11 protein-coding genes and 1 other RNA gene are annotated in these 14,046 nt (G+C 43.1%); 2 read left to right on the forward strand and 10 right to left on the reverse strand.

The window, feature by feature from the left end:
* Positions 1-484: 484 nt before the first annotated feature.
* From CWB72_RS03290 to CWB72_RS03305, 4 genes are read right to left on the reverse strand one after another with little or no spacing between them, the layout of a single operon-like run.
* On the reverse strand, positions 485-1,651 hold the full coding sequence (locus tag CWB72_RS03290; protein ID WP_138629228.1) for an FAD-dependent monooxygenase: 1,167 nt from the start codon (positions 1,649-1,651) through the stop codon (positions 485-487).
* A complete protein-coding gene (ubiH, locus tag CWB72_RS03295; RefSeq protein WP_138629230.1) occupies positions 1,651-2,832 on the reverse strand; it encodes a 2-octaprenyl-6-methoxyphenyl hydroxylase in 1,182 nt (393 codons plus the stop codon). The genes CWB72_RS03290 and ubiH overlap by 1 nt, the downstream gene beginning before the upstream one ends.
* 9 nt (positions 2,833-2,841) lie before the next feature.
* A complete protein-coding gene (gene pepP / locus CWB72_RS03300) occupies positions 2,842-4,152 on the reverse strand; it encodes a Xaa-Pro aminopeptidase (protein ID WP_138629232.1) in 1,311 nt (436 codons plus the stop codon).
* The gene (locus CWB72_RS03305) at positions 4,152-4,709 is read right to left on the reverse strand and encodes a UPF0149 family protein (RefSeq protein WP_058028872.1); all 558 of its coding nucleotides are present in this window, start codon (positions 4,707-4,709) and stop codon (positions 4,152-4,154) included. The genes pepP and CWB72_RS03305 overlap by 1 nt, the downstream gene beginning before the upstream one ends.
* Before the next feature lie 346 nt (positions 4,710-5,055).
* Between CWB72_RS03305 and ssrS the strand changes: the two genes are divergently transcribed.
* Positions 5,056-5,238: non-coding RNA, 6S RNA (gene ssrS, locus CWB72_RS03310), on the forward strand.
* Positions 5,239-5,545: 307 nt separating this feature from the next.
* Here the strand turns inward: ssrS and lysS are convergent.
* The 5 genes from lysS to xerD all read right to left on the reverse strand — a co-directional run bounded on the left by lysS (position 5,546) and on the right by xerD (position 11,914).
* A complete protein-coding gene (gene lysS / locus CWB72_RS03315; RefSeq protein ID WP_138629234.1) occupies positions 5,546-7,087 on the reverse strand; it encodes a lysine--tRNA ligase in 1,542 nt (513 codons plus the stop codon).
* A gap of 27 nt (positions 7,088-7,114) precedes the next feature.
* A protein-coding gene (gene prfB / locus CWB72_RS03320; protein WP_130256774.1) for a peptide chain release factor 2 occupies positions 7,115-8,213 on the reverse strand; the annotation gives its coding sequence in 2 pieces (ribosomal slippage) (positions 7,115-8,137 and positions 8,139-8,213; 1,098 coding nt in all).
* Positions 8,214-8,345: 132 nt separating this feature from the next.
* Complete coding sequence (gene recJ, locus CWB72_RS03325; RefSeq protein ID WP_138629236.1) at positions 8,346-10,076, reverse strand: single-stranded-DNA-specific exonuclease RecJ; 1,731 nt, start codon at positions 10,074-10,076, stop codon at positions 8,346-8,348.
* A gap of 144 nt (positions 10,077-10,220) precedes the next feature.
* On the reverse strand, positions 10,221-10,958 hold the full coding sequence (dsbC, locus tag CWB72_RS03330) for a bifunctional protein-disulfide isomerase/oxidoreductase DsbC (protein ID WP_138629238.1): 738 nt from the start codon (positions 10,956-10,958) through the stop codon (positions 10,221-10,223).
* Between the two features lie 59 nt (positions 10,959-11,017).
* Positions 11,018-11,914, reverse strand: a complete 897-nt coding sequence (gene xerD, locus CWB72_RS03335) for a site-specific tyrosine recombinase XerD (protein ID WP_436409842.1) — start codon at positions 11,912-11,914, stop codon at positions 11,018-11,020.
* Positions 11,915-12,023: 109 nt separating this feature from the next.
* On the opposite strand from xerD, the gene fldB reads away from it, so the two are divergent.
* A complete protein-coding gene (fldB, locus tag CWB72_RS03340; protein WP_138629242.1) occupies positions 12,024-12,545 on the forward strand; it encodes a flavodoxin FldB in 522 nt (173 codons plus the stop codon).
* 273 nt (positions 12,546-12,818) lie between these two features.
* Here the strand turns inward: fldB and CWB72_RS03345 are convergent, their stop codons facing one another.
* Complete coding sequence (locus tag CWB72_RS03345) at positions 12,819-14,036, reverse strand: EAL domain-containing response regulator (RefSeq protein ID WP_138629244.1); 1,218 nt, start codon at positions 14,034-14,036, stop codon at positions 12,819-12,821.
* Positions 14,037-14,046 lie beyond the last annotated feature (10 nt).

Raw genomic sequence — 14,046 nt, forward strand, 5'->3', positions numbered from 1 at the left:
GCATGACATAAAGTCGGCGCCTACAGGATAAATATAAATCTAACAGGATACACCCTATCCCCTTCTATCACGCCTGAAAATAAGTAATTGATGAGTAATTCATTTCATGGATGAAATGTAAGGCTGACTTAGTCCATGAATGGACTATTCAGCCGTTTACGTTCACATCAATTATTTATTTGAAGAATTAGCGTGATAGAGGGATGACGAGTGAACGAAACGAAGTTTCGGTCTTAATAATGTTTGGTGAGTATATTACGTCCATGTAGCCTGGGTCCGGTTCGGCCATCCAAGGCCTCACGCTCAACGCTAGTCTTGCTGCGCGCACTACAAATGAAAAGTTTTAGGGCTATGTTGTATTACATCCATGTAGCTACGCCCATCGGGTATCCATACCCTCACCTCCTCGCGCTGCGAAACATCGTTTCGGTCACTCGTCGCCCTTGCGCAAAAGTAACTTTGCTTCGCAAAGTGTATTTTGCACTTACTTACCCACAGCCTCTTTGGCAAATAAGGTTTTAATTGGTCCAAGGTTATCAACCATACTCAAGCCAACACCGCGGATCAGTTTCTTCAACGGGTTATCGCCTTCAAACAGCTCTTTTAAACCTTGCATCATGGCAATGTGCTTTTGTGCATCGAGTTTACGAGCGCGTTCGTATTCACGCAGCACGCGAGTGCTGGCAAATTCTTGCTTGCTGTCGGTGAGTAGTTTAATTAAAAGCGCTGCATCTTTAAGACCTAGGTTCATACCTAACCCCGCCAGCGGGTGGATGGTGTGTGCAGCATCACCCATTAATGCAATCTTGCCGTTTACCCACTGTTGGGCGTAACGCATTTTCAACGGGAACACCGCTCGGTCGTCTTGCACCTCACACAAACCACATTGACCGTCGATGGCGACATTCAATGCTTTATTGAACTCAGTTTTATCTAGCGACATTAAATGCTGTGCTTGCTCAGGTGACGTTGACCACACGATTGATTGGCTGTGTTCATCACTGAGTGGTAAAAACGCCAAAGGTCCAGTTGGTAAAAATACTTGTCTTGCAGTATGGCTGTGTGTCTCTTGCGTCTTAACCGTTGCGACGATAGCGTGATGATCGTAGTCCCAAAACGTAATGGGCATTTTAAACTGAGTACGAATACCCGAATTTGCGCCATCTGCTGCAACTAATAGCTTGGCCATAACTGGCATGCCTGACTCTAAGGTGATTAACACGTCAGTGTCGGTTTGATGAATAGCTTGATAACGAGTATTAAAGCTAAGTGTTGCAGATGAATACTGTTTTAACTGCTGAAACAGCGCATAACGAATAGCGTCATTTTCAATGATGTGGCCAAGCTCAGGTAAATCTAGCTCTGTGCTGTTAAACGCGATTTTGCCAAAACTGTCTTTGTCTCTAACGTCCATATGCGTATAGGCACAAGTTCGCTGCGCTAAAACCTCATCCCAAGCACCTAACTCGGTAAACAACGTTTGACTAGCAAGACTGATAGCACTCACGCGATTAGCAAACTGCTCAGTAAGTGGCGCAGGCTCACTGCCCGCATCAATCACGTGTACGCTAATGTTATTTTTCGCCAGACCTAACGCCAAAGTGAGGCCTACACAGCCACCACCGACAATACATACTTGCGCTTGTTGCATCAGCTTTTTCCTTTAATAACATGACCCATTAGTTGATTGGCTAACGGTGCTTTTAAATTTTCAGACAGTGACATGGCAAGCAGACCGCAACTGCGACCGAGTGCCATTAAACGAGAAGAATTTGAGAACAGTCGCACGAGTGCATCGGTCAGTGTCATCACTGTTTTGATGTCTTGTGCACGCGCACGATTATAAGCTTGCGTAAAGGCATGTTCACCCAAAGCATGTTGCTTTGATGCAATCAGCTCAACCAAGGCTTGAATGTCTCTCAAACCCAAATTAAAACCTTGCCCAGCAATGGGGTGAATAGCATGAGCTGCATTACCGATTAACAGGCTACGGTGATGAACCAGCTGCTCGACTCGACCTAGTACCAGCGGATATTGTGCGCGCATGCCAACCTGTTTGAATACCCCAGCGCGATAGCCAAAGGCAGTTTGCAGCTCAGCAATAAAGGCGTCAGGTTCAAGCGTTTTATAATGTTCAAGGTGTGCGTTAGGCATACACCAAACCAGCGAGTAGCGGTTTCGTGTCATAGGGAGCAGTGCCATTGGCCCATGCTCGGTAAAACGTTCAAACGCTTGACCGCTATGACCACCTTCAACTTCGATATTGGCGATTAGTGCCCCTTGCTCATAGGCCAGACTATCAAAACCTATGTTTAGCTGTTTGCGCGTGGGGGATTGGGCACCATCGGCAACAACTAACAACTTTCCACTTAACTGGGTTTCGTCGTTTAAGGTCAGCTCAACACTAGATTGAGTTTGCTTTAACTCATTAATGGTCGCTGGGCAGTATAGTTGAATGTCCGTTTTAGCTAGCTGTTGATGCAAATAAGCACCAAATGGGTTCACTTCCACCACATAACCAAGGGCATTCGTTTTATAGTCTTGGTGGTGCAATGAGGTTTTACCAAAGTGACCTCTATCAGACACGTGTACTTGCTTAATGGCTTCGGCAAACGGCCAGTCAGCATTAAACAAGTTAAATTGCTTTAAATACTGCACAGACTGATCGGCCAGAGCAATTGAGCGGTCGTCAAAACTAGGGTGTGCTTGGCTTTTTGGTGCAAATGCCTCAATAACGGCAACTTGCAAAGTTGGGCTGGTCTTTTTGATTGCCAAAGCAGCGGTGGCCCCTGCCATACCGCCGCCTACAATCACAACATCAAAGTGCTGCAACGCATTCTCCTACTGCTGCATTAACGCTTCTATTTCTGCTACGGTTTTCGGCACGTCTTGGGTCAGATTTTCATGACCTTTTTCAGTTACCAATAGGTCGTCTTCAATGCGAATGCCGATACCCTTATATTGCTCAGGCACTTGTGCATCTTCATCGAAATACAAACCTGGCTCTATGGTCAACACCATACCCGGTGCAAATGGGCGGTCGGCTTCATCGAGCTTGTATTCACCCACATCGTGTACATCAAGGCCTAGCCAGTGACCTAAACCATGCATATAAAACGCTTTGCATGCTTGTTTTTCAACAAGTGTATCTAACTCGCCAGATAAAATACCGAGCTCGATCAAACCTTGGGTCATTACCGTCATCACCACTTTATTAGCAGCAACCAAAGTACCGCCTGGCTTCACATGTTCAAATGCCGCCGTTTGGGCTTTTAATACCAGCTCATAAATGGTCTTTTGTGGCTCACTGAATTTACCAGACACAGGGAAAGTACGAGTAATATCAGCTGCATAGCCTTCAAGTTCACACCCTGAGTCAATCAACACTAAGTCGCCTGCTTTTAAGGTATCGCTGTTTTCTGTGTAATGCAGAATATTGGCATTATTACCTGAGCCGACAATGGTGCCATAAGCCGGATAGCGTGCGCCATTCATGGCATAATGATGATGAAGCTCGGCTTCCAGTTGGTATTCAGTAGCATCAGGCTTGGCGAACTGCATTGCACGCACATGACCTTCAGCGCTTATTTGACCCGCTTTGCGCATCACGGCAATTTCTGCGTCTGATTTAAACAAACGCATTTCATGAATAAGCGGTCGTGTATCTTTGATAATCTCAGGCGCGCGATAGCCTTTTTTCGGTGCACCGCGCAGAGTATTTAATAAAGCCCACACCTTGTCATCAAACGCACTGTAAGTACCTTGAGCGTAAAATAAAGTGCGATTGCCATTCACTAACTGCAGTAGCTCATCGTCTAACTCACTCAACGGGTAAGTTTCATCAAACTGATAATCTGATTTGGCGCTTTCATAGCCCACTCGGCGGCCGTGCCAAATCTCGGCTGTTTTATCTTTGTTACGACAGAATAACGTGCTTTTGCCTTCACCTTGTTTGCCTTTTGATAAGACTAAAACGGCATCTGGCTCTTTAAAGCCTGTTAAGTAGAAAAAGTCGCTGTCTTGGCGAAACGGGAATTCGGTATCGCGGCTACGAGTGATCTCAACCGCTGCAGGAATAATCGCTACGCTGTGGTTGTCGAGTTGCGCAAGTAATTTGCTTCTGCGCTGAACAAATTCTTGAATGCTGATCATTAGTGTAAAGTCTTTGATGGAGTAACAGTTTCTCTGCCCATTTCAGCAAAACATAACAGTGCTGAAACACGGATATATTCAACGATCTCGTGGAATGCTTGTTGGTCTTCTTCTTCTTCACCGAAGTCAGTATCGAGCTTAGTGATTTCACTAAAATCGCTGATCACTTCTTTGACATCAGCTGACAGCTTGCCATAGTCTTTTTGTTTTAAACCAAAGCCCAATAAAAAGCCCGAAACCCATGCCACTAGCGCATTGGCTTTATCTAGTAGGGTCTCGTCTTCATTCGGCAAGTACAGCTCAAAATTTGGCTCTTCGCTGTTGAAGCATGACATAACATGCGTGAACATTTGGCCAAATAGCCCTTTTAATTCGTTTGAGAAACTTTGTCCGTCGTTAAACACGTCACTTAACATAATTAAGTAGTCTTTTTCATCAATGTTTAAGCCACAAGCCAGCAAACCACTGATGGTGCCGTGTGCTTCTGAAGGCGATACGAAAATATCATGCTTTTCAAGCAGCAGTTGTGCTTGTGTGTAATCGGTCATTTCTGTCATTGCTAATGCTCGTCAAAGAATCTATGTTTATACTCTTTCTACTTGGCGCTGCAAATTTGTAAACTTCGCTTATTACTTCAATCACATAGCTCGCTATGCTCATGCGTTTCTCTTGCTGGTTGCCTGGCTGCAATACCAATTAGATTGAGCACTTAAGAACAAACTTAATTTAAAAAGTACGTCTTAATTTAATTACTATTAATGCTAACACTCACAGTATAGCAACTCCAAACAATTGTCTTTAAAGGGCTTCATTTATGAGCAGCGGCGTTTAATTTGCCAGCAGTTGAACTGATATTTCTTGATTTATGGTTTACCTCTGCTGCAAGTCTTATATACTGAACTTAATTCCCTAGCTCGTAGGACAGCAGATTAAGTCCCTGAGCCGATAAACTTTATCTAGGGGTGTAGTTTGCTTACTATTGCGCAAGCTTGGCATGCACCGAGAAGCCTACGGTGAGCTGTTACACTCCGCCTTGAACCTTAGGGTTCAAGGGCTGACATCAGCATCCGCGAAGCCGGGGAAGTCTTACCTTATTTCTGAATCTCTTTCTCAGTTTTCTAAATTCCCTAAATCTGAATATAAAATGTCTTATACCAATCCTCTTAATTAAGCGACCTATTTTGAGGCAAGAAAAACTTGTCGGTAACGAGGCGAAAATTTTGCTATTTAGTTGTTCTAAATAAGAAATTTTCAACGAAGTTAGCGTCAGTTTTAGTCCCTCAAAATGATTGAGTATTATTGAGGATTGGTATTAACGCTAAATATAAGCTTTTATTAGGCAAAAAAAAGCCCTGGCATTTGCCAAGGCTCTTATCGATAAACTCAATCGAGATTAGTCAGCTTGTGGACGCATGTGCGGGAACAAGATAACGTCTTTGATTGTTGGTGAGTCAGTGAAAAGCATCACTAGACGGTCAATACCGATACCTTCACCCGCTGTTGGTGGTAAACCATACTCAAGCGCTTGAATGTAGTCTGCATCGAAGTGCATTGCTTCGTCATCACCGGCATCTTTTTCTTCAACCTGACGCGCAAAACGTTCAGCTTGGTCTTGTGCATCATTAAGCTCAGAGAAACCATTAGCAAGCTCACGACCGCCTACGAAGAATTCGAAACGGTCAGTGATGAATGGATTTTCATCGTTACGACGTGCAAGTGGAGATACTTCCCACGGGTACTCAGTGATGAAAGTCGGTTGAATTAGCTTGTGTTCAGCTGTTTCTTCGAAGATCTCACATAAGAACTTGCCTGCACCCCATACGCATTTTTCTGGGATCTTAACGTGTACTTTCTCCGCGTAAGCGACTAACTCATCGAAGTGGTTTTCAGGATCTTTGAAGATATGCGCAATTTCTTCAGCATCAGGACCATACTTGATGATGGCATCAGCCATAGATAGACGCTCAAACTTGCTACCAAAATCATATTCGATTGTTTCAACAACTTCACCTTCAGCGTTTTTAACTGTGTTAATCACTGTTGTTGTACCAAGAACGTCTTGTGCAACAGTACGTAACATGTCTTCAGTTAAATTCATTAGGTCGTTGTAGTCAGCGTAAGCTTGGTAGAATTCGATCATAGTGAATTCTGGGTTGTGACGCGTTGAAAGACCTTCGTTACGGAAGTTACGGTTGATCTCAAATACACGGTCAAAACCACCTACTACTAGGCGCTTAAGGTAAAGCTCAGGCGCGATACGTAGGTACATGTCGATGTCTAATGCATTGTGATGAGTCACGAATGGACGCGCCGTTGCACCACCAGGAATAACCTGAAGCATTGGCGTTTCAACTTCCATGAAATCACGCTCAGCTAAGAAACGACGAATGCCTTCGATCACTTTTGAACGGATACGGAACGTTTCACGCGTGTCCATGTTGGTGATCAGATCAACGTAACGCTGACGGTACTTAGCTTCTTGGTCTGTTAGACCATGGAACTTCTCTGGTAACGGACGAAGTGACTTAGTCAGTAGCTCGTACTGCACCATATCTACGTAAAGGTCGCCTTTACCTGACTTATGAAGTGGACCAGATACACCGATGATGTCACCGATATCTAGTTGACCATATTTTTCTTTAAGCGTTTTTTGCACGTCTTTTGATGCATATGCTTGAATACGGCCTTTCATGTCTTGTAACACAAGGAAAGGACCACGTTTAGCAAGGATACGACCTGCAACCGATACCTGATGGTCTAACTCAACAAGCTCTTCCTTCGATTTATCACCAAACTTAGCCTGTAGATCAGCCGTATAGTCTTCACGGCGGAAGGTGTTCGGGTGGCCATTGGCATCACAATTCTCACGAATTGTATCCAATTTAGCACGACGCTCAGCAATGAGTTTATTTTCGTCTTGGATTTGATCTGTCATTTTTTAGCTCTTAGTTTAGCTTGTTGATTAAAGGCCTGATTTCAGGCTGGCTTCGATAAATTTGTCTAAATCACCGTCTAATACCGCTTGGGTATTACGGTTTTCAACGCCAGTACGTAAATCTTTGATACGTGAGTCATCTAATACGTATGAACGGATCTGACTACCCCAACCGATATCTGATTTAGCATCTTCTTGAGACTGCTTTTCGGCGTTTTGTTTTTTCATTTCAAGTTCAAACAATTTCGCTTTTAACTGCTTCATTGCTTGCGCTTTGTTTTTATGTTGTGAGCGGTCATTCTGACACTGCACAACGGTATTCGTTGGTAAGTGAGTAATACGTACCGCAGATTCTGTACGGTTAACGTGCTGACCACCAGCACCCGATGCACGATATACGTCGATACGTAAATCAGCCGGGTTAATATCAATTTCAATGTTGTCGTCAATTTCTGGGTAAATAAACGCAGACGCAAATGAAGTATGACGACGACCTGTTGAATCGAATGGGCTCTTACGCACTAAACGGTGTACGCCTGTTTCTGTACGTAACCAGCCGTAAGCATATTCACCAGATACTCGCACGGTTGCGCCTTTAATACCGGCAACATCACCATCAGTTGCTTCTACGATTTCAACCTTAAAGCCTTTCGCTTCAGCCCAACGTAAGTACATACGCAGTAACATGTTACACCAGTCTTGCGCTTCAGTACCGCCCGAACCTGACTGTAAGTCAATATAGGCATCGTTAGCATCTTGTTCACCAGAGAACATACGACGGAACTCTAGCTTTTCTAATTGACCCACTAGACCTTCTACTTCAGCTTGTGCTTCTTCAAAGGTTTCTTCGTCTTCGGCTTCAACGGCTAGTTCTACTAGGCCTTCTGCATCGTCTGCACCACCAACAAGATTATCAATGGTTTCAACAATTGCTTCTAGATTCGATTTTTCACGGCCCAATGCTTGTGCTTTTTCAGGCTCATTCCATACTGCTGGGTCTTCTAACTCTGCGTTTACTTCTTCTAAGCGCTCTTGTTTTAGAGCGTAGTCAAAGATACCCCCTAAGCAGCTCAGTGCGTTCGCGAATTTCCTTGATTTGGTTAATCACAGGATTCACTTCAAACATGCTCACTACTCCAAAAAAATTAACGTGTCACGTGACCAATATCAACGGCTGAACGCTTTTTCAGCCCATAAAAAAGGCGCGTGATTTTTAAACGCGCCATGATAACAGACAATCTGTGCCCTATAAATGGGTTTATGCGGGTTGAGCTTGAATTTCTCGCACTAATAATTGTAGTGAGAACTTGCCTCTAAACTCATTTATATCGAGCTGATACGCCAATTTGGCATATTGTGCGGCTGTATTTGGCCAAGCTTTTACATCAATGTTAAAAGCGATGGCATCAACTAACTGACCAGAGCTGTGTTTTAGCACCAATTTTAGGTGCTTTTCACCGACAATACGCTGCTGAATGAGTTCAAATACGCCTTCAAATACAGGTTCAGGGAATTGCTGACCCCAAGGCCCTGCTTGCTGAAGCAGTTGCGCAAAGTCTAGATTAAAACAGGTCGCAGGCAACTCGCCATCAGTCAGTAGCACACTTTGCTTATGCTCTTCGGTCAAAATCGCACTAGCAGCACCAGTAAACGCCGATTTAAAACGTTCAAAGTCACGCTCTAAAATGGTTAAACCTGCCGCCATAGCGTGGCCACCAAACTTAGCAATTAGGTCTGGGTGCTGAGTGTTAATTTGCTCAAGTAGGTCACGCATATGCAACCCTTCTATAGAGCGACATGAGCCTTTTATTTCCCCCTCGTCACCTTGTGCAAAAATAATTGCCGGACGGTGATAGCGCTCTTTTAAGCGCCCGGCTAAAATACCAATCACCCCTTGGTGCCAATCGTCTTGATATAAACAGACAACATCAGGCACGCTTTGTTGTGCCGATACCAAGCGCTCCAGCACGGCTTGCGCTTCTTGCTGCATGCCCGCTTCAATTTCACGGCGTTCATGGTTAAGTGCATCAAGCTCGCCTGCTATTCGTCTTGCTTGGTTGATGTCTTTCGATAACAAACAAGCGATACCTAGACTCATATCATCCAGTCGGCCAGCAGCATTCAAACGCGGCGCGAGTGCAAAACCAAAGTCACTGGCAGACAAACGCGCAGCGTTACGTTTTGCCACTTCAATGAGTGCGGTGATCCCCGGTCGCGTTTTACCGCTACGAATACGTGCTAAGCCCTGATAAACCAATGTGCGGTTATTTGCATCGAGTGCTACAACGTCGGCAACCGTTCCTAGTGCAACGATATCAAGTAACTCTGCTAAATTTGGTTCTGGCTGTTGTTGAGTCACAAAATAGTGCAGTTCGCGCAAACTATGACGCAGCGCCACCAGCAAGTAAAACGCCACGCCAACCCCTGCAATACTTTTTGAGGGGAAGTTACAACTATGTTGGTTTGGGTTGACGATGGCATCGGCATTGGGCAATTGTTCACCCTGCAAGTGGTGATCAGTGATAAGTACTTTAATACCGGCATTTTTGACAATCTCAACGCCACTAATACAAGAAATACCGTTATCTACTGTGATCACTAAATCTGGCGCAATAGTAACAATTTGCTCTGCCAGCGCAGGACTTAAACCATAGCCTAAGCTAAAGCGGTCTGGTACAAGATAATCAACATGCTGGAAACCAAATAATGCTAACCCTTCCATCAATACTGAGGTACTGGTTGCACCGTCGGCATCAAAGTCACCAACGATTAATATTTTACTTTGCTGTTGCAGTGCTTCGACCAACAAAGCACAGGCCTTATCCATATCTTTGAATAAGTTGAAATTTAATAAGGTATTAGCACGATTATCGAGCTCAACAGGGTCGCTCACACCGCGAGCTGCATAGATTTGTTTAATGACAGGATGAAGATGCGCAGGAAGATGACTGTCATCCATGCGCTCACGTGTTGCTATCACGGTTTGCATTTATTCTTTTACCCTTATACATGCTCTCAATAATACTGAATTAAGAGGATAAGCATTACAACGTTAAAACAGAGATTTAACAGACAACAAAAAAAGGCCCTTAGGCCTTTTTAATAATACGGTGATTATAGCGAATTTTATCGCTTATGACTTCTTACCGTCTAGCGCTTGCGCCAATGCTGCAGCTGGTTGGTAGCCAGGAATAATCGAACCATCTTCTAAAATGATTGCTGGTGTACCAGAAATGCCAAAGCTCTGACCTAGCTGATAGTGCTCAGCCACAGGTGCAGTACAGTTTTTAACTTCTGCCACTTCTTCACCCGCTTTTGCCTCTGTTAATGCTTTTGCGGCATCTTCAGCACACCACACATTCATTAAGTCTTTGTAGCCCTTGCCACGTAAACCACCACGAGGGAATGCAAGATACTTCACTGTGATACCTGCATTTAAGTAGTCATCTAACTCTCGGTGTAACTTACGACAGTAACCACAAGTAATATCAGTAAATATAGTAACTTGATGCTTTTCGTTTTCGGCTTTATAGACAATCATTGAGTCTTCGTACTCAGTCACACCTTCTTTACGAACGCCACTTAACGCCGACTCAGTTAAATTCTCTCGTTTGTCGACATCGATCATCGTACCTTGAACCAGGTAACGACCATCTGGGCTCACGTAAAATACGCCTTTGTCAGTTAAAACCGTATTTAAGCCAGCGACTGGGCTGTCTTGAATTGCTTTAACTGTTAAGCCTAAGTTATTTAACTGAGTTTCGATTGGGCTTACTGTTGTTTCTACTGCACCAACTAAAGGAGCAGTCACTTGCTCAGCCATTGCGCCTGTAGATAACGCCATTGCTGCAGCTAAAATTAACTTTTTCATTCTGTTCTCATAAATTTCGTTGCTACCCAGTATGACCGGATAAATTCAAAAAAATTCCATCACGCACGAGGATGATGTTCTTGATGCAGCGATTTCAACCTTTCGCTCGCTACATGGGTATAAATTTGTGTCGTCGATAAGTCGCTGTGGCCCAGCATCATTTGCACGACTCGTAAGTCAGCACCATGATTCAACAAATGTGTTGCAAAGGCATGACGTAACGTATGTGGCGATAATGGCGACGTTATGTTTGCCAAAATAGCATAGTGTTTGATTCTATGCCAAAAAGTTTGACGAGTCATACCTATCCCACGTTTTGATGGGAAAACAAAGTCAGTGGCATGCTTAATCATTAAAGCACGACCTTGCTGTATAAATAAATCTATCCAATGCTGCGCTTCTTCTCCCATCGGCACCATGCGCTCTTTGCCACCTTTACCACGCACTAACACCACAGCTTGGCGCAAGTTAATTTGCTCCATGCGTAACCCCACTAGCTCAGTGACTCGCAGGCCTGTCGCATACAATAGTTCTAACATGGCTTTATCTCTGAGCCCCATGGGGTCTTCAACATTAGGCGCATCAAGCAAGGCTTCTACTTCGTTTTCAGTAAGTGTTTTAGGAATTGCCTGCCCAGTTTTAGGGAGTGCTATATTGACCATAGGTGATGCTGAGATTTTTTGCATCTTAACCCAGTGCAAATAAAAACGTTTTAACGCGCTGATGGCTCTGGCTGTGCTACGAGGCTTTAAGCCTAAATCTACACGATACGCCAAGTATTGTTCAATATCTTGCTGCGTCACTTCAAGCAGATTGTCTCTGCCTTGCTCTGCTTTCATATAGGCATCGCACTTTTCTAAATCGGTGCGATAAGCGGCCAAAGTATTCTCGCTCAAGCCGTGTTCAAGAAAAAGAACATCGATAAATGCTTCTATCACATCCTCTTGCTCAGTCATGTCATTTTCAAAATCTGCTAAATCGCTCACTGGTCGCCTGTATCAATTTAAAGTGTCATCAGGTAAAATTTACCCCATCATATCAGCCTTATAAGAAGTGATAAACCGCATGCAAATTGGCTTATTTTATGGTTCAACTACCTGCTATACCGAAATGGCAGCTGAAAAAATTCAAGACATTATCGGCAAAGACACCCTGTCTATGTTCAACATTAAAGATGTGAACTTAAAAGACGCTGAAAATTTCGATTTTCTAATCTTAGGTATTTCGACTTGGGACTTTGGTGAACTACAAGAAGATTGGGAATCAAGCTGGGACGACATTGAAAACGTCGACCTAGCAGGTAAAACCATCGCATTATTCGGTATGGGCGATCAGCAGGGTTATGGTCAATGGTTCCAAGACGCACTTGGCATGCTACATGATAAAATCGCACCACAAGGCGTAACCTTTTTAGGCTACTGGCCAAATAACGATGAATACGAGTTTGAAGCCTCAAAAGCACTCACCGAAGATAAGTCGCACTTTGTTGGTTTGGCTTTAGATGAAGACAGTCAGTACGAAAAAAGTGACGAACGCATTGCTACTTGGATTGAACAAATACTGTTTGAATACAGTGAAACACTCTAACAGTTCCGCTAATAAAGTATAATCTGTGCCGTGTTTATAACGCGGCAATGCCCCCTTGCTTCTTTTTTAGACTGATAGAGCATCTAGTAAATAACAGTCTTTTTTTATTTACATATAACTTAAAAATAACGAATTTGAATATAAATTTGGCAATACTAATGAGAGAGAAAAGCTTAATAAATATATTAAGATTCAAAATCTTGTAGTAACACTCGTCTTATAAAGATAAGTACTCAAATAACATCAGAAAAGATTTTTGACTAATGATGAACTTTATTCGGTTGTTAGATCTTTAGTAAGTTGATTACGAATACCAGTCAAATCATGCGAGAGCCAATCAATAAGTAGGTCTGCCGCCATAGGTTTAGCAAAATAATATCCTTGAACAAGGTCGACATTTAATTGATGAATGAACTTAAAATCTTCCAAGTGCTCTATGCCTTCAGCCACAGTCTCTAACTGCAAATCTTTACTTAAACCCACCGTACTTTTTAGGATTGCCTGTTGTTGAGGATTTGTTGCTACATTGTCGACAAGGATACGATCAAGTTTTAGTTCTGTTGCAGGTACTCTTGAAAGCTGTTGAGCATTGGCAAAACCAGTTCCATAATCGTCGATTGCAATCTTAAACCCCTTGAGACGCAGCTTTGCTAGCGTTTCTATGGCCTTTGATACTTCACCACACAAGGCGTTTTCTGTTATTTCAAACACTATATCTTTAGGGGAGACATGATAGTTTTCGACTTGAGCGGCGATATCATCGGCTAAACTATACTCTGACAAAGACAATGGTGATAGGTTAAATGACAAATGAAAATTTAACCCATGACTAAACCAGTCCGATTTTTGTTTTAAGGCCTGCTCAAATAAATATATGGTCAACTTTGAAATAATGCCATATCGCTCTGCAGCTGCAATAAATTCTACCGGTGAAATATCCCCACGTTTTGGATGATGCCATCTAGATAAAGCTTCAACGCCTTTAAAAAGTAGACCCTTTACCGTTAATTTTGGTTGATAGTGCAGTATGATTTCTTTTTTAAGAATACCTTGGAGAATATCTTGTTCAGTTAAATCTGTTTTCGCTTGTTCAGTTTTTACTTGCGCTAGACCACGCTCAAACCGCTTTAAACTAGTCACCAGATCTTCACCTTTGAGTGGCTTTTGAAAAGAACCTACGACTAATAATCCATCATTTTTTGCCATGGTACCGATACTCATAATAAGAGAAGGATCTTTTGAACTTAAAATAATAACAGATTTAACTAATTTTTTTTCAGCAATTCGTCTTACTAATTCAACACCATCCATAACAGGCATTTCTAGGTCAATAAATGCAAGATCGTATTTGGCCAAAGTCAATTTTTCAAGGGCAACTAGACCATTTTCAGCTATATCAAAATCGTAAATGCCCTGTACTTCACATAAGCCAATCACATGAGCTCTCTGAACTTCACTGTCGTCGACCACTAGTACTCTTGGTTTTTCCATTTGTATACCT

The sequence above is a fragment of the Pseudoalteromonas phenolica genome (assembly GCF_005886345.1).
GTDB classification, from domain to species: domain Bacteria; phylum Pseudomonadota; class Gammaproteobacteria; order Enterobacterales; family Alteromonadaceae; genus Pseudoalteromonas; species Pseudoalteromonas phenolica_A.